This window comes from Gilliamella sp. WF3-4 (assembly GCF_001690275.1).
GTDB lineage: Bacteria > Pseudomonadota > Gammaproteobacteria > Enterobacterales > Orbaceae > Gilliamella > Gilliamella apicola_C.
The window spans coordinates 42,565-60,411 of the sequence record NZ_LZGW01000017.1 but is presented as its reverse complement, the minus strand read 5'-3'; the positions used below and the strand labels follow the sequence as shown (position 1 = coordinate 60,411).

Annotated in this window: 18 protein-coding genes; 8 read left to right on the top strand and 10 right to left on the bottom strand. The window is 35.3% G+C overall.

The window, feature by feature from the left end:
• Window positions 1–83 precede the first annotated feature (83 nt).
• Window positions 84–788 (bottom strand): lipopolysaccharide core heptose(II) kinase RfaY, encoded by a 705-nt coding sequence (locus A9G47_RS03675; protein WP_176700652.1) that lies wholly within the window; start codon window positions 786–788, stop codon window positions 84–86.
• A gap of 185 nt (window positions 789–973) precedes the next feature.
• Between A9G47_RS03675 and A9G47_RS03670 the strand changes: the two genes are divergently transcribed.
• Window positions 974–1,270 (top strand): GIY-YIG nuclease family protein, encoded by a 297-nt coding sequence (locus A9G47_RS03670; protein WP_065566541.1) that lies wholly within the window; start codon window positions 974–976, stop codon window positions 1,268–1,270.
• A 65-nt stretch (window positions 1,271–1,335) separates the two neighbouring features.
• Here the strand turns inward: A9G47_RS03670 and A9G47_RS03665 are convergent, their stop codons facing one another.
• From A9G47_RS03665 to A9G47_RS03655, 3 genes are all read right to left on the bottom strand, one after another.
• Window positions 1,336–2,322, bottom strand: coding sequence for a serine/threonine protein kinase (locus A9G47_RS03665; RefSeq protein WP_065566562.1), 987 nt, complete (start codon window positions 2,320–2,322; stop codon window positions 1,336–1,338).
• Between the two features lie 13 nt (window positions 2,323–2,335).
• Window positions 2,336–2,947, bottom strand: coding sequence for a ribosome biogenesis GTP-binding protein YihA/YsxC (gene yihA / locus A9G47_RS03660; protein ID WP_065566540.1), 612 nt, complete (start codon window positions 2,945–2,947; stop codon window positions 2,336–2,338).
• A 66-nt stretch (window positions 2,948–3,013) separates the two neighbouring features.
• The gene (locus A9G47_RS03655; protein ID WP_065642188.1) at window positions 3,014–4,225 is read right to left on the bottom strand and encodes an aspartate aminotransferase family protein; all 1,212 of its coding nucleotides are present in this window, start codon (window positions 4,223–4,225) and stop codon (window positions 3,014–3,016) included.
• Between the two features lie 210 nt (window positions 4,226–4,435).
• Here A9G47_RS03655 and A9G47_RS03650 point away from each other — a divergent pair, with 210 nt between their 5' ends.
• From A9G47_RS03650 to A9G47_RS03635, 4 genes are all read left to right on the top strand, one after another.
• Window positions 4,436–4,705 carry an oxidative damage protection protein gene (locus A9G47_RS03650; protein ID WP_065642187.1) on the top strand — a complete coding sequence of 90 codons (270 nt, stop codon included), beginning with the start codon at window positions 4,436–4,438 and terminating at the stop codon, window positions 4,703–4,705.
• A gap of 8 nt (window positions 4,706–4,713) precedes the next feature.
• Window positions 4,714–5,778 carry a membrane-bound lytic murein transglycosylase MltC gene (gene mltC / locus A9G47_RS03645; RefSeq protein WP_065642186.1) on the top strand — a complete coding sequence of 355 codons (1,065 nt, stop codon included), beginning with the start codon at window positions 4,714–4,716 and terminating at the stop codon, window positions 5,776–5,778.
• 722 nt (window positions 5,779–6,500) lie between these two features.
• Window positions 6,501–7,709 carry a murein hydrolase activator EnvC gene (gene envC / locus A9G47_RS03640; protein ID WP_065642185.1) on the top strand — a complete coding sequence of 403 codons (1,209 nt, stop codon included), beginning with the start codon at window positions 6,501–6,503 and terminating at the stop codon, window positions 7,707–7,709.
• The gene (locus tag A9G47_RS03635) at window positions 7,697–8,560 is read left to right on the top strand and encodes a divergent polysaccharide deacetylase family protein (RefSeq protein WP_065566535.1); all 864 of its coding nucleotides are present in this window, start codon (window positions 7,697–7,699) and stop codon (window positions 8,558–8,560) included. The genes envC and A9G47_RS03635 overlap by 13 nt, the downstream gene beginning before the upstream one ends.
• On the opposite strand, the gene rapZ is transcribed toward A9G47_RS03635, so the two are convergent.
• The 4 genes from rapZ to dsbB all read right to left on the bottom strand — a co-directional run bounded on the left by rapZ (window position 8,561) and on the right by dsbB (window position 11,450).
• Window positions 8,561–9,412, bottom strand: a complete 852-nt coding sequence (gene rapZ / locus A9G47_RS03630; protein WP_065566534.1) for an RNase adapter RapZ — start codon at window positions 9,410–9,412, stop codon at window positions 8,561–8,563. It lies immediately after the preceding gene.
• 88 nt (window positions 9,413–9,500) lie between these two features.
• On the bottom strand, window positions 9,501–10,097 hold the full coding sequence (locus tag A9G47_RS03625; RefSeq protein WP_065566533.1) for an XTP/dITP diphosphatase: 597 nt from the start codon (window positions 10,095–10,097) through the stop codon (window positions 9,501–9,503).
• Window positions 10,098–10,180: 83 nt separating this feature from the next.
• Window positions 10,181–10,837, bottom strand: coding sequence for a bifunctional tRNA pseudouridine(32) synthase/23S rRNA pseudouridine(746) synthase RluA (rluA, locus tag A9G47_RS03620; RefSeq protein WP_065566532.1), 657 nt, complete (start codon window positions 10,835–10,837; stop codon window positions 10,181–10,183).
• 79 nt (window positions 10,838–10,916) lie between these two features.
• Window positions 10,917–11,450, bottom strand: a complete 534-nt coding sequence (gene dsbB / locus A9G47_RS03615; protein WP_065566531.1) for a disulfide bond formation protein DsbB — start codon at window positions 11,448–11,450, stop codon at window positions 10,917–10,919.
• 147 nt (window positions 11,451–11,597) lie between these two features.
• Between dsbB and rluC the strand changes: the two genes are divergently transcribed.
• Both rluC and A9G47_RS03605 read left to right on the top strand, forming a co-directional pair.
• A complete protein-coding gene (rluC, locus tag A9G47_RS03610) occupies window positions 11,598–12,581 on the top strand; it encodes a 23S rRNA pseudouridine(955/2504/2580) synthase RluC (protein ID WP_065579769.1) in 984 nt (327 codons plus the stop codon).
• A 23-nt stretch (window positions 12,582–12,604) separates the two neighbouring features.
• On the top strand, window positions 12,605–13,261 hold the full coding sequence (locus A9G47_RS03605; RefSeq protein ID WP_065566529.1) for a histidine phosphatase family protein: 657 nt from the start codon (window positions 12,605–12,607) through the stop codon (window positions 13,259–13,261).
• A 74-nt stretch (window positions 13,262–13,335) separates the two neighbouring features.
• On the opposite strand, the gene A9G47_RS03600 is transcribed toward A9G47_RS03605, so the two are convergent.
• Both A9G47_RS03600 and proS read right to left on the bottom strand, forming a co-directional pair.
• Window positions 13,336–14,787, bottom strand: coding sequence for a beta-barrel assembly-enhancing protease (locus tag A9G47_RS03600; RefSeq protein ID WP_065642184.1), 1,452 nt, complete (start codon window positions 14,785–14,787; stop codon window positions 13,336–13,338).
• 294 nt (window positions 14,788–15,081) lie between these two features.
• Window positions 15,082–16,803 (bottom strand): proline--tRNA ligase, encoded by a 1,722-nt coding sequence (proS, locus tag A9G47_RS03595; protein ID WP_065566527.1) that lies wholly within the window; start codon window positions 16,801–16,803, stop codon window positions 15,082–15,084.
• Window positions 16,804–17,312: 509 nt separating this feature from the next.
• Between proS and A9G47_RS03590 the strand changes: the two genes are divergently transcribed.
• Window positions 17,313–17,702 carry a hypothetical protein gene (locus tag A9G47_RS03590; RefSeq protein ID WP_065642183.1) on the top strand — a complete coding sequence of 130 codons (390 nt, stop codon included), beginning with the start codon at window positions 17,313–17,315 and terminating at the stop codon, window positions 17,700–17,702.
• Window positions 17,703–17,847: the final 145 nt, after the last annotated feature.

The following is a 17,847-nucleotide window of genomic DNA, read 5'->3' as shown; positions in this document are numbered from 1 at the left end:
ATACAAATTTAATTAAGGCTGAAGAAAAGGTTATTGATTAAGTATCTTTATAAGTGACAAAATTGCTCACAATAATAAGATAATTAATCTCCTTTACCACGGATTTTACGGGATAATCGTTTAAAACCATGAGTAAACTTTTTAATCGTCATAGCCCAAAAAGGCACCTTAATTATGATATTAAACCGTTCTTTTAATTCAATTGCATCATTGGCCTTAGTCAACCAAATAAACCCCGAATTAGTTAAATCAATGGCTTTGATTTTTCCTTCAGGCGTTAAAATAAAATTTCCACCATGCACATCATTAGAAACGAGATTATAACTGTGCAGCGTTTCTATGCACTCTTTTACTTGATCGCCATACTTTTTCATTTCATCCCATTTTAAAGAGCGACCTTCAATGAAGTTAAAAATCATATAATGGCGATTGGTTTTTTGGTCAAAAGCAACCAAATAAAGTTCATAAGCAATATCACACTTATCAAGCGATATTCTTGCCAGCTTACGAATTAAATTAAAATAAAAATCACCAGTAATTTTGGCTATCAAACGACGCTCTAAACGATGCTCAACGCCACCATCAATTTTAAAAATAAATTTGTCTTGCTTATGATTGATTAGATAAGTATATCGTTCAATTTTATCGCTTGGATCCAGTAACTCATGATGCCCTTCTTCTGCCAAAAATTGGTCAAAAAGCTCTAAATAATTGATTTCGTCATTTTGCACGTAAGCGAATTTTAAATTGCCACGTTGAACCTCAATAATTTTTGCAAAGTTATTCAAATTTATTATCCCAAAATACATCAAAAAATTTAGCTTATCTTAAACATTATCCGCGTTAAAGTAAATGGAACAGTAATGGGGACTCAGCAACATAGATTAATAACAACGATTTAGAATAATACATATTTGTTACTTAATAAAAAATGATATTATAGTGAAATTGTTTATTTATATTGCTGACATCTATGGCTAATAACGCTTCCCAATGGTTTTTATACATTATTAGAACAGCTAAACAATCACTTTATACTGGCATTACGACAGATATTACAAGGCGTTTTGAGCAACATAAAAATGGCAAAGGTTCTAAATATTTAAAAGCGCATCAAGATCTTAGCATTGTTTATCAAATTAGCGTGGGTGATAAATCCACAGCGCTAAAAATTGAGTATCGAATAAAACAGCTTTCTAAGCATAAAAAAGAGTGGTTGATTTTAAAGCAACCTAATTTTGAGCAGTTATTACAATCCCTTTCACTATAACGTAATAGAGTGTAATAAATTAAGTTTTCATAATATCAACCAAGCTTTTTATTTAATTTTTAGCCTTATATCATTGGTGCTAATTGTAGTGGTGGTGATTTGATAGCAGTAATTTGCTGTTTAAATTCAGTTAATTGCTGGTGCCAAAAATCATCATCAGTGAACCATGGAAAGGCGATTGGAAAAGCAGGATCTTGCCAACGCGCTATAACCCATGCTAAATGGTGAATCATTCTCATTGCTCTCAAAGGCTCAATAAGTTTTAATTGATGGTTATCAAAATGATAAAACTCTTGATACATCTCAATTAGCATATCTAATTGCAGACGTTGCTGTTTATGATCGCCATGTAGTAACATCCATAGATCTTGGATTGCAGGTCCATTGCGTGAGTCATCAAAATCAACAAACATCGCATTATCACGCCATAAAATATTGCCAGCATGGCAATCAGCATGTAAACGAATAGGTTGCCAATCATTGTGCCAATATTGTTCAACAGCTTTAATTAATTGCGCTAAAATTATTTTAAGATCGGATTGAACTTTATTGGGAATAAAGCGACAAGATAGCAAAACCTCTTGTGGATGATAAAGATATTCCTCTAACCCGATAGTTGGGCGATATGAAAAAGATTGTTTTGCACCTATTTGATGAATACGCCCGAGCAACATAGCAACAGACTCCATCTGCTCAATATTATCCATTTCATATTGCCGTCCGCCCATGCTTGGAAATAGGGAAAACAGGTAACCGTGGTATTCATGTAGCGTCGTATTATTAAATGTTAATGGCGTAATAACAGGAATTTCCGCATCGAATAACTGCTGGGTAAACTGATGTTCTTCAAGAATCTGAGCTCGACTCCAGCGATGAGGACGATAAAATTTAACAACATAACGGGTGTGATCTTCATCATGAAATTGATAGACTCGGTTTTCATAACTATTTAAGGCGGTAAGTCCTGAATCAAGACGAATCCCGATGGATCCCAAACTATCAATAATCAGATCAGGCGATAACGAGTTATATGAAAAAGGGGTATTATCCATTAAACTGTTACCTTTACTGTTGGCTAAACCATTCATCTAATTTTTGTTTTAAAGGCTCTAATCCCATGCGCTTAGGCGAGGAAAATGGCGCAACGATAATATCCCCTTGAAAAGGCAAAATGGCTTCTTTAACCATGTTAACTTGTTTTTTTTGTGCTCCAGAAGCAAGTTTATCGGCCTTAGTAAGTAATAACATGACAGGAATATTAACTGAAACCGCCCATTGAATCATCTGTTGGTCTAAATCTTTTAACGGATGCCTTATATCCATTAGGACAACTAACCCTTTCAGACTTTCACGTTTTTGTAGATATTCCCCTAAAGATTTTTGCCATTTACGTTTTATGGCTTCGGGAACTTGTGCATAACCATAACCTGGCAAATCAACTAAACGGCAATTTTCTTCAACCTCAAAAAGATTAATTAACTGAGTTCTTCCCGGTGTTTTACTTGTTCTGGCTAGCGTTTTTTGATTGGTTAATGTGTTAAGTGCACTGGATTTACCCGCATTAGATCTGCCAGCAAATGCCACCTCAACACCACTATCACTTGGTAAATGAGAAATATCAGGCGCACTTAAAATAAAATGAGTTTTTGCGTAATTTAATGGTCGAATTGTTGTCATAAAAAAATACCTTTAAGCGCACAACGGCACTTAATTGATTAAAATGCCGTTACTGTATAGAAAAACTCAAGCATTGACAACTTTTTCGACTGCTTTTGTCAAACGTGCCATCCCTTCTTTTATCTCATCTTCGGATATAATCAGCGATGGGGTAAAACGTAACACATTTGAGCCTGCATTTAAAATCATCACTTTAAACTCGGCCGCAACATTTAACAAATCACGGGCTTTATTATGAAATTCAGGTTGTAACTCAACACCTAATAATAAGCCTTTACCTCGATATTCTCGGAACAATTTGAATTTATCATTGATTAGCTCAAGTTCTTTAATAAATAAAGCTCGTCGAATTTGCACGCCTTCAAGTACTTCAGGAGAATTGATAATATCAAATGCTTCACAGGCCACAGCGCAGGCCAAAGGGTTACCGCCATAAGTTGTGCCATGTACGCCAGGATGCATAACAGAAGCAATTTCATTCGTTGTTAACATAGCACTAATTGGAAACCCACCACCTAATGCCTTAGCAGAGGTTAAAATATCAGGTTTTACATCATATTGCTGGTAAGTATATAAACGCCCTGTTCTCCCCATGCCACATTGGACCTCATCAAATACAAGTAGCGCTTGATATTCATCACACAGCTTACGTACCCCTTGTAAAAATTCAGGTGTTGCTGAGGCTAAACCGCCTTCACCTTGTACGGGCTCTAAAACAACAGCACAAGTATGGTCATCCATTACAGCCTTAACAGCATCCAAATCATTAAAAGGCACATGAATAATATCAGCAGGTTTTGGACCAAAGCCATCAGAATATTTAGCTTGCCCGCCAACCGACACTGTAAAAAATGTACGTCCATGAAATGATTGATAAAAGGCAATAATCTTAGTTTTATAAGGATTGTATTTTTGTATTGCGTAATAACGCGCTAATTTAAACGCCGCTTCATTAGCTTCTGCGCCTGAATTTGCAAAAAAAACACGATCAGCAAATGTGTTATCAATCAGTTTTTGCGCCAACTTTAACGAGGGTTCATTAGTAAAAACATTACTCACATGCCATAGCTTTTCACTTTGCACTTGTAGCGCTTTGACGAGTCTAGGATGACAATGCCCCAGCGCATTTACAGCTATCCCCCCCGCAAAATCTATATATTCTTCACCATGCTGATCCCAAACGCGACTACCGAAACCTTTTACAGGGATAAAATTTGCTGGTGCATAAACAGGTAAAATAACTTTATCGAATAGTTCACGGGTCATTTTTGGCTGCATGATTGAATCCTCATTTATTATTAAAGTAGTTTATGTCATTTTAAGTGAATTAATCGCGGTGTAAAGTAAATAATTATTCATTTATTTTATATTAATATTCATTTGATAACGATTTTAATTTAAAACTTCTACAATTATTTTCTTCTTATCTACAATTATTTTCAGGTATAATCAGCCATCGTTTGCTAATTGTACTTAAAAGAGATAAAAATGAGTCGTGTTATTTATTGCCATTATTTAAAAAAAGAAGCAGAAGGTTTAGATTTCCAACTATACCCAGGAGAGCTTGGCAAACGTATTTTTAATGAAATATCCAAACAAGCATGGCAAGAATGGCTTAAAAAACAAACTATGCTAATTAACGAACATAAACTCAATATGATGAATTCTGAGCACCGCAAAAAAATTGAAGGAGAAATGGTTAAGTTTCTATTTGAAGGCGGAGAGATTCTGATTGATGGATATAAACCCCAAAATTGAGATACAAAATGAAAAAAAACAAAAAAATCATTGCGTTATTTATTGCCACAAGCCTTTTAACTGGTTGCCCGAGTCAAAAATCGAATAATAACGATTATTACGCTAAAGATACTAATGCTTTCAATATTCTAATTAGCCAGTATGCCAATAACATTGAACAAATCTGGGGGCCAAAAGAAGTCCTTATTGCAGGTCCTAAAGACTATGTTCAATATGAAGATAATCTGCAAACACGTGTTCATATTAACTTTGTTTCGGGAGTGATCACAATCGAAACGCTGTCTGATTCACCAATAAATAATTTGAAAGAAGCGATAGTTTCAACATTACTGATGTCAGAGCCCGTCGATATTATTCGTCGTGATAAAATTAGCCGAGATTTATCCCAAGATCCATTTTTATACAATCAGGTATTAGATCAAGAGCACCAACCTATCCGTTGGAGTGGTAGAGCCAACAGCTTTGCTGATTATGTATTAGCGAATAATTTGAAACAGCGCAAATCAGGCTCACATCAAATTACTTATGTTGAAATTAAACTGGTTCCTAACCACATCAATCAACGAGCACGAAAATTTTTACCACTTGTCTCTGAAGCGTCTAATCGCCATTTGATTGATGAACGTTTGATTTTAGCTATTATGGAAGTTGAATCAGCATTTAACCCATATGCGGTTAGCCGCACTGATGCACTGGGACTCATGCAAGTACAACAACACACCGCTGGCCGTGATATTTTTAAATTACGTGGCAAATCAGGAGAGCCAAGCCGAAAATTCTTACTCGATCCTCGTAATAACGTTGACATGGGAACGGCCTATTTATCCTTGCTAAAAACCAAATATCTAGCAGGAATTAATAACCCAACATCATTGCGATATGCCATGATTACATCCTATAACGGTGGTGCTGGTAGTGTATTGTCTACTTTTGATAAAGATCGCAACAAAGCTATCCGTATTATAAACTCAATGACACCACAACAAGTTTATCAAAAATTAGTCACTTCTCATGTTTCTCAAGAATCACGCAACTATCTGATCAAGGTCAGTAGGATTTTAGAAAACAGATAAACACAATAGCATTCCCTCTTTACACGTAAACAATTTATACGTAAACAATAAAGAGGGAGGCTTAATGCTAAAAATACCAAACGCCCCCAAACAAGGCATTTTAGATCTTAAAAACACTTCAGAAAAGTAATTGATTTTATTAAAGTTTTTATTTTTATAAAAATCAACATTTTTACCCAAAAGGCTAACGCTGCGCCTTATTCGGCGTTAGAATGTGTTATCGACTGAACAAGATGCAGTTTTTTCAGAAACAATTCAGTCCATTGTCTTAAAACTCAGCAACAGAGCTGAATAGCCATAAGCTATATTCTACAACCATACGCAACCGTGCTAAATTTCGCCCTCTCCTGCTCGAACGTTATCATCAACCGTTAATTTTATTTGCAAACGGTAAAATCCTCAAAACAAAGCTATTGCAAAAAAACATGCCAAAACAGCAAAAAAATAGCAAAAAAAATAGTTAAAAAATAACGTAAAATCAGCTAATTACCATAAAAAACAAAACAAAAACCTCAATAAAATCAATCACTTTTCTGAACCGTTTTTAAGCGGTTATGCTTATTTTTAAAATAGCTAAGGTTATAATACGATTAATCACCGATAAACACTTTATATAAAAAAGATAATAATTTGATAGGTTGTTTTCATTTTGCATCTTTGTCTATTTATCGGTATAGTGACACCATTTTTATTGCTTGGTTATAAATCATAAAGACAATTTCATGTCTATTTATCAAAAATTTGTTATTATTGTTATTGTTGGAATGTTACAAATTCATTATTTGTATGCGGACGATAATAAGCAACTGCAATCTTTACGCCACTCTATTGAGGAGCAAGAAAAGCGTTTAGCCCAGCAAAAAAAAGAACGGTCAAAGCTTGTCAATGCACTTAAAGAGCAAGAAACCGAAATAGCTAAACTGCTAACTTCTGTGGAAAAAAATGATTTATCATTGAGAAAGCTTGATCAAGAGATTAATAGTTTAGTTAAGCAAATTGAGCAATTAACGATAAAACAAAAACAGCAACGGAGCGTATTAGCCAAACAACTTGAGAGTGCTTTTAAACTAGGTAATATGACAGGGTTAGAGCTGATTTTTTCCGGCGAGAAAAGTGAGCGTAATAATCGTATAATGACTTACTATGCTTATATTAATGATGCAAGGCAACAGCAAATCCAAGCTCTTGAAAATACGCAAGCTCAATTGACTGAAAAGCGCGCACAGTTAGAAAAAAAGCAATCTTCGCATAAAACATTACAAAGTAAGCAGAAAGAACAACAAGCAAAACTTGAAAAAAATCGAGAAAATCGACAAAGTACGATAACCGATCTTGATTCAGCGATGCAAGTTAATCAACAAAAATTAATGGATTTACGTAATAATGAAGCTAAGTTACAAGCTAAAATTGCCCAAGCAAAGCAAGAAAGCAAGCGCATAGCAGAAGAAGAAATAAAACAAGCAAAAAATATTGAAGAAAAACAAAAAAATAAAAGTTACATCCCTAATCCTGACGAGCAAGCTTTAATGGCACGTGTGAGTGGTATAGGAAAACCTCAACACCAATTTAATTGGCCAGTTAGTGGTAGTGTTGCACACAGGTTTGGTGAGCGGCTACAAGGGGAATTGTATTGGAAAGGAATGGTAATTAATGCTAAAGATGGTACTCAAGTTAAAGCCATTGCTGATGGTCGAGTTATTTTAGCCAGTTGGCTACAAGGTTATGGTTTTGTTGTAGCACTTGAGCATGGTAAAGGTGATATGAGTTTATATGGTTATAATCAACGCATGTTAGTTGAGGTAGGCGATAGGATCCTCCATGGGCAAGCTATAGCGCTAGTAGGATCCAGTGGCGGTCAACGCACCCCAGCGTTATATTTTGAAATTCGCCGTGATGGTAAGGCGCTTGATCCAAGCGGATGGTTAAAATAGTGCGTTGTTTTATAACTATTTTTATTATGATTGTCTTTGCGCTAAATACACACTCTGTTTGGGCGGCTAAGCTTGCGCTTGTTATTGATGATTTTGGTTATCGTCAGCATAATGAAGAGCAAGTTATTAGGCTTTCGCCTAATATCACTGTTGCTGTGTTACCTAACTCACCAAATGCTGCGCGTATAGCTAATATTGCTCACCAACATGGTAATGATGTAATAATTCATTTACCTATGGCACCACTTAGCAAACAGCGACTAGAAAAAGACACTTTATTTCCATCAATGGACGAAACGCAAATAAGTCGGATTGTAAATAATGCAATTGAGCGTGTGCCACATGCTATTGGTTTTAATAACCATATGGGCAGTTTGATGACAGCAGATCTTAACGGAATGACTAATGTGATGAAGGCATTAAGCGCGCATCCAATGTTTTTTTTAGATAGCAAAACAATTGGCCGAACACAAATAAAAAAGGCTGCTAGTTATTATGATGTTCCAGTGCTAGCGCGTGATGTATTTTTAGATGATGAACAAACTGAGCGAGCAATTAGCCGGCAATTTGATTTAGCCGTCAAATTAGCGCGTAAAAAAGGCGTTGCTATTGTTATTGGGCACCCACATCCACAAACGATTAATGTATTAAAAGCAAAACTTGCTAAGTTACCTGCGGATATTGAATTAGTTAAAGTTGGTAAATTAGTTACATCATCGCCTAATGCAACGCATTATCCAGCTAAATACCAAAGAATATTGAAAAATATTGCGGATAAATGCCAGAATATTATTGATAAATGCAAAGAACGATTTGAAGAATTATCAACCCATGCTACCGAGAATGAATAATCACGGTTTCTTTTCTAACGTTCGATGGCGAATTTGTACTTGTTTATTTTGTGCCTTAAAAAATTCAGCTAATTGTTCAACAATAAAGACCGAACGGTGTTGCCCTCCTGTACAGCCAATAGCAATGGTTAGATAACTGCGGTTATTTTTTTCTAACAGCGGTAGCCATTGATTTAAGTAATTAGCAGTTTGAGAGATGAAATTTGAGACTTCTTCATACCTTAATAAATAGTCTTTAACAGGTTTGTCTAATCCTGTTAGTGGACGCAAACTAACTTCCCAATGAGGGTTAGGTAAAAACCTAACATCAAACACAAAATCCGCATCAACAGGTAAACCATGTTTGAAGCCAAATGATTCAAAAATGATCGTTAATTCTCGTTCTTTTTTACCTAAAATACGCGATCTTAATATATCAGATAGTTCATGAACCGAAAGATTATCGGTATTAATAACTAGGCTTGCATGCGATTTTAACGGCTCTAGATATTTTTCTTCTAAATCGATGGCTTCTTCAAGAGAATATTGTTGATTAGTTAATGGGTGCGTACGTCGAGTTTCGCTATAGCGCCGAATTAAGGTATTTGGGCTACAATCAAAAAAAATAATTTCGGGTGTAACTGATGCGGGTAAGCGTTGAAAGATATCACTATTAAAATCAAATTGTTCAGGTAAATTTCGGATATCAATGCTAACAGCAACAGGGGTATTATTGTCTTTTAGTGAATTGGCTAATTGAGGTAATAAAACAACGGGGATATTATCAACACAATAAAATCCCATATCTTCAAGCGCTCGCAAGGCAACGGATTTGCCAGAACCAGAGCGACCACTTACTATCAGTAAAATCACAATATTAACTCCGATATCATTGATGCATTAAGTATATACTGTTTACTTATTAATATGCAATTTCGAGTATACATAATATAGTGAATAATTAATATTCAGTTTTAATTTTACTAATCAATTGTTTTAGTGCTTGACCTCGGTGCGATATTTGGCTTTTCTGTTCTTTGGTTAGTTGTGCCGCTGTACAACCCAATTCAGGCACATAAAAAAGCGGATCGTAACCAAATCCACCGTCGCCTTGTGCTTCAGTTAAGATTAAACCATGCCATTTTCCTAAGCAGATAATTGGTGTTGGATCATTTTCGTGGCGCATAAACACCAGTGCACAATAAAAGTAGGCCGTACGTTTTTCTTTGGGAACATTGTTTAATGCATCCAATAATTTTTGATTATTGCTTTGATCATTACCGTGTTCACCAGCATAACGCGCAGAATAAATTCCTGGTTGACCGCCAAGAGCATCTACCGATAAGCCAGAGTCATCAGCAATGGCCGGCAGTCCTGTTAATTTAGCGGTATGCCGTGCTTTTAAAATAGCATTTTCAATAAATGTTAAACCTGTTTCGTTAGCATCAGGTACATTAAATTGGCTTTGTGCAACAATATCAAAACCGGCATCAGCGAGTAACCGTTGCAATTCATTGACCTTGCCTTGATTATTAGTTGCTAACACAATTTTTTGCATTTTGACTTCCTTTATATTACTTGTTTATTCATTATTGACTTAAGCTAGTTGCAGCCCACGCTGGCTAATTTTATGTTGAATTTTTAAAAATCAGGTTCGCAACTAAATGTCATACTTTCACCTGTTTTAGGGTGATTAATCGTCAATAATTGAGCATGTAATAGTAGCCTTTTTGACATCGCAAAAGCATCAGGATGAGCATAGAATTTATCACCTAAAATGGGATGGCCGATGGCTTGCATGTGAACACGTAATTGGTGCGATCTGCCTGTAAATGGGAATAATTTTATGCGAGTTGTGTTGTCTGGATTTCTGGCTATCACTTGATATTCAGTTAACGCAGGTTTGCCATTTTCTAAATCAACCATTTGCCTTGGACGATTAGGCCAATCACAAATTAATGGTAACTCAACACGACCAACATCTTGCTCAAGATGTCCATGTACGACCGCGATATAAATTTTTTTAGGGATACGTTCTCGAAACTGTTTTTTTATTTCGCGATCAGCTAATTTTGACAGTGCAGCAACCATGATACCGCTGGTTGCCATATCAAGCCGGTGAACGGATTCGACATAGCTATATTTTTGTTGTAAACGATGAATAATGCTATCAATAAATTGTGGTTTATTGCCTGAAACTGACAAAATACCGGGTTGTTTATTGACAACCACGATATGGTCATCTTGATATAAAATGGACAGCCAAGGTTCGATAGGCGGGTGATATTCTAAAAGCATTTATATGTGACAATTCGTAAAATAAAATTGCCACACATTCTAACAAACTCAACAAAAAGTGCCAGTTTTATAAATAAAGTTACTTATTCCAAATTGAACCTTTTGGCGATGGAAATATCTGTGAAATTAATACAGCTAAACCAAAAATCAGGTAACAAGCAAAAATAATAATCATCCATTGTGACATTTCAATAGTTAAAAATGTCCAAATTTTATCGGCACAAGAGCCATAAGCTTTAAACATGCTAGGAAACAACGAGTCTAAGGGAAACCACGAAGGGAATTGAGCGTTAATTGAACAAGTATCACTTAAATTAGGTTCAAATTGTAAATGGGCATGAAATGTTGCTAGCAAAAAGCCTTTATAGGCGCTAACCATCCAAATTAAAATACCGATTAATCGAACAATAATGTTACGAGGAGCAATGAGCCCAACAATGCTAGCTAGCATAATGCCCAAAATAGCACAACGTTGGTAAATACAGAGTGTACAAGGTGCAAGCCCTAAGCTATGTTGAAAATAAAGTGCGGTTATTTCAAAAGCAAGCGTGGAAAAGAACAATAAGAACCAAGCAAATCTACCTTTTGAGTATTGATTAAGCAGTGATAACATACTATTTTATTCCTCCATATTCCGTTATAATCTTTCTTCTTTAATTATACTGAATATAATCTATCTTATTTTTTAATTACGATAGTGTAGTTTATTTTTTTATAATGTAAACGACTTTATTTATTGATAGCGGATTAATCATTTTCTATGGACTCAACAGTTCCACAAACAAAATTACAAGTCTCATTTGTTACTATTTCAGAAGAAAATGCGACACAGCGTATTGATAATTTTTTAATCACCTATTTAAAAGGTGTGCCAAAAAGTATGATTTATCGCATTTTAAGAAAAGGTGAAGTGCGTGTTAATAAAAAACGGATCAAACCTGAATATAAATTAAATATTGGCGATGAAATTCGTATCCCACCGGTTCGAATGACAGAAAAAGCCATGCCAGAAATTTCAACCAAGCTAAATAAAGTCGCCGATTTAGAAAAAGCGATTATCTATGAAGATGATGTCTTATTGGCGATTAACAAACCATCCGGTATTGCCGTACATGGTGGCAGTGGTTTAAGTTTTGGGGTAATTGAAGCATTACGAGCTTTAAGACCTGAAGCAAAGTTTTTAGAACTAGTGCATCGCATTGATCGCGAAACTTCAGGGGTGCTATTAATTGCTAAAAAACGCTCCGCATTAAAATCCTTACACGAACAATTACGCCTTAAACAAATGCAGAAAAACTATTTAGCTTTGGTTAAAGGTAATTGGTCTTCTGACTGCAAAGTCATACAAGCGCCATTGCTCAAAAATGTGTTAAAAAGCGGCGAGCGAGTCGTGAAAGTCGATAAAGACGGTAAGCCATCAGAAACACGTTTTAAAGTTGAAGAGCGGTTTGATTTTGCAACTTTAATAAAAGCAAGCCCCGTTACTGGGCGAACACATCAAATCCGCATTCATACACAATATGCTAACCATCCAATTGCTTTTGATGACCGCTATGGCGATAGACAATTTGATGCATTGTTAGCAGGAACAAAGCTTAATCGATTATTTTTACATGCAGCAAGTGTTAAATTTATTCATCCTAAAAGCTTACAAGAAATGCTATTAAATGCACCAATGGATGATACTTTACAGGCTTGTTTAGCCTATCTTAGAAAAGATAAATATAAGCGAACCGATTCTTAAAATAAACAAGGTAGTAAGTGCGAATGAAAGATATTAATTTATACTTAATTAGACATGGCCAAACGGAATGGAACATTAAAGATCAGATGCAAGGATCTCAAAATTCACCGTTAACCGAACAAGGCATTTTGGGTGCTAAAATAACAGGACAATATTTAAAAGATATTCCTTTTATGCAAGCGTACTCAAGCACACAACAACGTGCGATGGAAACACGCGATTATATTGTTAAAGAAAATAATCTTACTATTCCCACTTTTGAGCTTGCCGATCTGCGTGAAATGGATTTTGGCATTTGGGAAGGTAAACATGTCCCTCTGTTGAAAAAGACGTTTCCTGAATTTACGACTTATTTAACTGATCCAGCTAATTTCGACGCTTCAGTTAATCAAGGTGAAAATTATCTTGATATACTAACGCGTATGAAGCAAGGATTAAACACCATTGTTCAAAGCGCGACTCAAGATACGGGTAATATTTTGGTTGTGTCACATGGGACAGTATTACGAATTTTACTTTGTGTGTTAAATGGTGGCGATTGGCGTTTACATCGTGATGAAAATTATTTTCCTCGAATGCTAAATACTAGCATTAGCTTGGTTAATTATAAACAAAGCCATGAGCATCCTGAAGGAGCATTTACGGTAAAATTCTTCAATAATGTAGATCATTTGTCTTAAAAAATAACCTGATTTATCATTTTCTCGACTAATATTATTACAAAAATTAGTCGAGATATGATCATTAAAGCTTGTTATCGTTTATAAACAGCATAACGTTTTTGCAACTGTTTTAATTGATTAATTCTTGCATCGATTTTAGAAATCATTGTTTGATTGCCTTTGGTTTGATTTTTCGCATTTTGTAGTAATTGTATTGATTGTTGGAATTGACCTTCTAATGCAAGTAACTCTGCTTTAGCACTCATTTCTTGAGCCCTTGAACGTGATCCACCATAAGCTGTAACAAGTAAATCCCAACCATTAGTATCATCATTATGGTCAAAAGTGTAACGATGCAATAACGTGACGGCTTGTTGGTAATTTCTATTTTTTATATATGCATTAGCAAGATTCAATTGCAAAGCTGAGCTGTCTGGGGCTTTTTTTAATGCGGCTTGTAAGCGAGTAATGGCTGCATCGTTATTGTTGAGCGCCAAATCAATATCAGTCATTAAATCAATATACCAAATATTATTTGGATCGCGGTCTAATAAGGGTTGTAACTGCTGTTTTGCTTTTTGGTTATTAGCACTCAAGTTGTCAGCTAATGCGTTACCATAAATAACAGCTGTTTTAGTTTGTTCGTTATTGATCTTTTTGTAATCTTCAAGTAATCGTTTAGCAGCATTTTTATTTTTAGTTATTAAGATTGCTAATCGTGCTTTTGCTAAATAATAATTTAATGATGGCGATACACTTTTTTTACTGTATTGCATTGAGCGATTGCGAATATCCGTTAACCGACTATTGGGTAATGGGTGAGTAAGTAATATTTCAGGCGCTTTACTACTAAAACGGCTTTGATCAGCCAGCTTTTGTAAAAACTCCGATGAAGCATAAGGATCAAACCCTGCTTTGGCAAGCGTTCTTAAACCGACACGATCAGCTTCTTGCTCATTGCTTTGTGTAAAACTAATCATATTTTGAGTTGAACCTGCCATGGTGCTTGTCATCGCGGCCATGCCAGCTTCCGGATTCGCTAATGTTAGCAATAAAGAGCCTAACGTTGCCCCCCAAACATAAGGACTATTTCGACTTTGATTTTCCATCGCTCTGGCTAAATGCCGTTGGGTGACATGACCAATTTCATGAGCCATTACTGACGCTAGTTGACTTTCATTATCAGTATCTAATATTAATCGTGAGTGAATAACAACATTTCCCCCAAAAAAGGCAAATGCATTTAGCACATCACTTTTCATAATATAAAAATGGAAAGGCGTTTTTACTGATTCTGATTTAGAGACTAATTTCTTACCTAAATCATTAATATATTGGCTTAAAACAGGGTCGTTTATAATTGGAGCATCGGCTCGCAACATTCGCATATAATAATCGCCCATTTCCATTTCTTGGCCAATACTTAATGTTGTAGCAGCAGCGGTACCTATATCGGGTAGGTTAATATTATCAGCATAAACAATGGACGTGCTTTGTAATAATAACGAGGTAGATAGTGCAAATGCGATGGCTTTTTTTAACATTATTTCAACCCATTGATGTAAGATTTTTATTGATTTATTTTAGCCGAAAAAAAGAACAATATCACTTTGAATTTATACTCAACATTTTCTTTGTTAAGTATTTGTGGATGTTTATTTTTGAAAATTAAAAGTAGTTTTGTAAAAAAATCACCTTACGCTAGTCGTTAATTAGTATTGGCTTTATGGTAGCTAAATAATAACAATACAACAGTAATAAGCTAATTACTGTTGTATTGAGGGTAATGATTCCCAATTTTATTATGTTTTATAACTAGTTAGCAAGTTATCTTAATGTTAAGCTAGCTTGCAACGAGTTTTGATAAATTCAATAATATTATCAACTTTTACCATTTCTTTATCGCCACCAGCACGGTGTTTATATTCCACTTCGCCATTATCAAGATTACGCTCACCAATGACAATGGTATGAGGTATACCGATCAATTCAGCATCAGCAAACATAACACCAGGACGTTCTTTACGATCATCAAAAAGCACTTCAATGCCAGCTGCTTGCAAATCTGCGTAAAGCTTTTCGGCTGTCGCTTGCACTTTTTCTGATTTGTGCATATTCATTGGAATGATCACAACACTAAATGGCGCAATAGCTTCTGGCCAAATAATACCTCGATCATCATGGCATTGTTCAATAGCTGCCGCTACAATACGACTAACCCCAATACCATAGCATCCCATAATCATCACATGGTTTTGCCCATCTTCGCCTTGCACTGTCGCTTTCATAGCTTGTGAATATTTTGTGCCAAGTTGGAATATATGCCCAACTTCAATGCCACGTTTGATTTGTAATGTACCTTTGCCATCAGGACTCATATCGCCTTCAACCACATTACGGATATCTTCAATACGTGGTAGGGAAACATCACGCTCCCAATTAATGTTAAAATAGTGTTTGTGATCAATATTAGCGCCTGCGCCAAAATCGCTCATAACAGCAACATCACGATCGATAATAATTGGCATGTTTAAATTAATTGGACCTAATGAACCAGGACCGGCGTTAACTAAAGCACGAATTTCTTCTTCGGTTGCAAATTCAAGGGGTGAAGCAACGATATCAATTTTTTCTGCTTTGATTTCGTTTAAAGTATGATCGCCTCGAACTAATAATGCCACTAACTGATGACCGCTTTCTTTAGTTGCTTTTACCATTAGGGTTTTTACCGTTTTTTCAATTGGCAAATTAAACTGCTGAACTAATTCATCAATCGTTTTTGCATTGGGAGTATCAACTAGTTCCATCGCTTTAGTTGGCTCTGCACGTTGTTGTGTTGGTGCTAAAGCTTGCGCCATTTCAATATTAGCGGCATAATCTGATTCCGTTGAGAAAACAATATCATCTTCCCCACTATCCGCTAGCACTTGGAATTCATGAGACCAATTACCACCAATCGATCCAGTATCAGCACGTACTGCTCTAAAGTTTAAGCCTGCGCGTGTAAAAATAGCGCTATAGGCTTTATACATATCATCATAAGTTTCTTGTAATGATTCTTGTGAAGTATGGAAAGAATAAGCATCTTTCATAATAAATTCACGCGAACGCATCACCCCAAAGCGAGGACGCACTTCGTCACGGAATTTAGTTTGAATTTGATACACATTAAGAGGTAATTGTTTATATGAGCTAACTTCATTACGCAGTAAATCAGTAATCACTTCTTCATGAGTTGGACCTAATACAAAGTCACGGTCGCCACGATCTTTGATTCGTAATAGCTCAGGTCCATATTGTTCCCAACGACCGCTTTCTTGCCAAATATCAGCAGGCTGTACAACTGGCATTAATACTTCAATTGCGCCAGCTTTATTCATCTCTTCACGGACAATATTTTCTACTTTTTTAAGTACACGGTAACCAGTGGGAAGCCAAGTATATAACCCTGCGGCAACTTTACGGATCATACCGGCACGTAACATTAATTGATGGCTAATGACTTCTGCATCAGCAGGGGTTTCTTTTAACGTAGAAAGAAGATATTTACTGGTTCGCATACATTTATCCTAAAAAATAATTGATGTATTAAATATAATAAAAATGTAAGCTAGTTTAGCAGTACCTTGCATAACACTAAAGTAATTTTATTGGTAATTATTGTTAATAAAAAAATTAATAGTAAATTAACCTGTTATAAATAATAAAATAAAATCAATATGAAGAAATGATAGCGCCTATGTGAATAGGGGATTCTCTATGTTATTATCTTGGCGAATTAGAAAGTGAAGAATATCATTATGGTAAAGACTGTTCTATTTATAGGCAAATGATCCCATATGAAAATAATAATATTTATATCAATAATAGTATTTATATCAAAGTAGAGAATAGTTATATAGTTGGCAATGGCCTGATGCGAAAAGTTTATTTGAAGAAAAACCTGATTATATTTCTTTTGCGCGATTTACTGAAAGTAAGCTATATGTAAAGGATTTAGCAACAAATATAACATGCGTTTTTTATTTATGCTGATAATTTAATAAGAAAGTAAGTGGTTATAAAAATAATGAAATTAAAAATATCGCATATTATTTACCTGCTATTAGTCTTTGCTATACTCTATTACCCTGTGAAAATAACCAAATATCATTTAATGGATTTAAGTTATGATGAAATTTTAGATTTTGGCTGGCGAGGAGACGGGTGTAAAACTAAAGATGGTGATTGGGTAGATTCTATCAATTGTCCTTGTGGCACAGGATTGATAGAACCAGATGATTCTTATAAAATTAGTAAAGAAGGGTATTTTTATGACAATGATAAACTCTTTGGAAAAGCAACCCTCAAAAAAAAGCCAAGTTATTTTTCTGACGGTGGAATTTTAACAGGTGGTGAGTTAGAAATTGAGCATTTAGAGACAGGAATAACCTGTTATTATGACTCTGTTTTAGATTAATCGGTCATTGTGCCAATTTGATAATTAATACTTTGTAAAAAACGCTCAGTCGCTTACATTTCATGATTAAAATAATCGCCTAAAGACACACTTTCAGTAATGACCAACCCCCCCATTTTGATAAGCCGATATTTTCCAACCCACT

Coding starts and splice junctions, on each gene's coding strand:
- A9G47_RS03670 (WP_065566541.1), top strand. CDS start 974: ATGGCTAATAACGCTTCCCAATGGTTTTTATACATTATTAGAACAGCT.
- A9G47_RS03665 (WP_065566562.1), bottom strand. CDS start 2,322: ATGGATAATACCCCTTTTTCATATAACTCGTTATCGCCTGATCTGATT.
- yihA (WP_065566540.1), bottom strand. CDS start 2,947: ATGACAACAATTCGACCATTAAATTACGCAAAAACTCATTTTATTTTA.
- A9G47_RS03655 (WP_065642188.1), bottom strand. CDS start 4,225: ATGCAGCCAAAAATGACCCGTGAACTATTCGATAAAGTTATTTTACCT.
- A9G47_RS03650 (WP_065642187.1), top strand. CDS start 4,436: ATGAGTCGTGTTATTTATTGCCATTATTTAAAAAAAGAAGCAGAAGGT.
- mltC (WP_065642186.1), top strand. CDS start 4,714: ATGAAAAAAAACAAAAAAATCATTGCGTTATTTATTGCCACAAGCCTT.
- envC (WP_065642185.1), top strand. CDS start 6,501: ATGTCTATTTATCAAAAATTTGTTATTATTGTTATTGTTGGAATGTTA.
- A9G47_RS03635 (WP_065566535.1), top strand. CDS start 7,697: ATGGTTAAAATAGTGCGTTGTTTTATAACTATTTTTATTATGATTGTC.
- A9G47_RS03625 (WP_065566533.1), bottom strand. CDS start 10,097: ATGCAAAAAATTGTGTTAGCAACTAATAATCAAGGCAAGGTCAATGAA.
- rluA (WP_065566532.1), bottom strand. CDS start 10,837: ATGCTTTTAGAATATCACCCGCCTATCGAACCTTGGCTGTCCATTTTA.
- dsbB (WP_065566531.1), bottom strand. CDS start 11,450: ATGTTATCACTGCTTAATCAATACTCAAAAGGTAGATTTGCTTGGTTC.
- rluC (WP_065579769.1), top strand. CDS start 11,598: ATGGACTCAACAGTTCCACAAACAAAATTACAAGTCTCATTTGTTACT.
- A9G47_RS03605 (WP_065566529.1), top strand. CDS start 12,605: ATGAAAGATATTAATTTATACTTAATTAGACATGGCCAAACGGAATGG.
- A9G47_RS03600 (WP_065642184.1), bottom strand. CDS start 14,787: ATGTTAAAAAAAGCCATCGCATTTGCACTATCTACCTCGTTATTATTA.
- proS (WP_065566527.1), bottom strand. CDS start 16,803: ATGCGAACCAGTAAATATCTTCTTTCTACGTTAAAAGAAACCCCTGCT.
- A9G47_RS03590 (WP_065642183.1), top strand. CDS start 17,313: ATGAAATTAAAAATATCGCATATTATTTACCTGCTATTAGTCTTTGCT.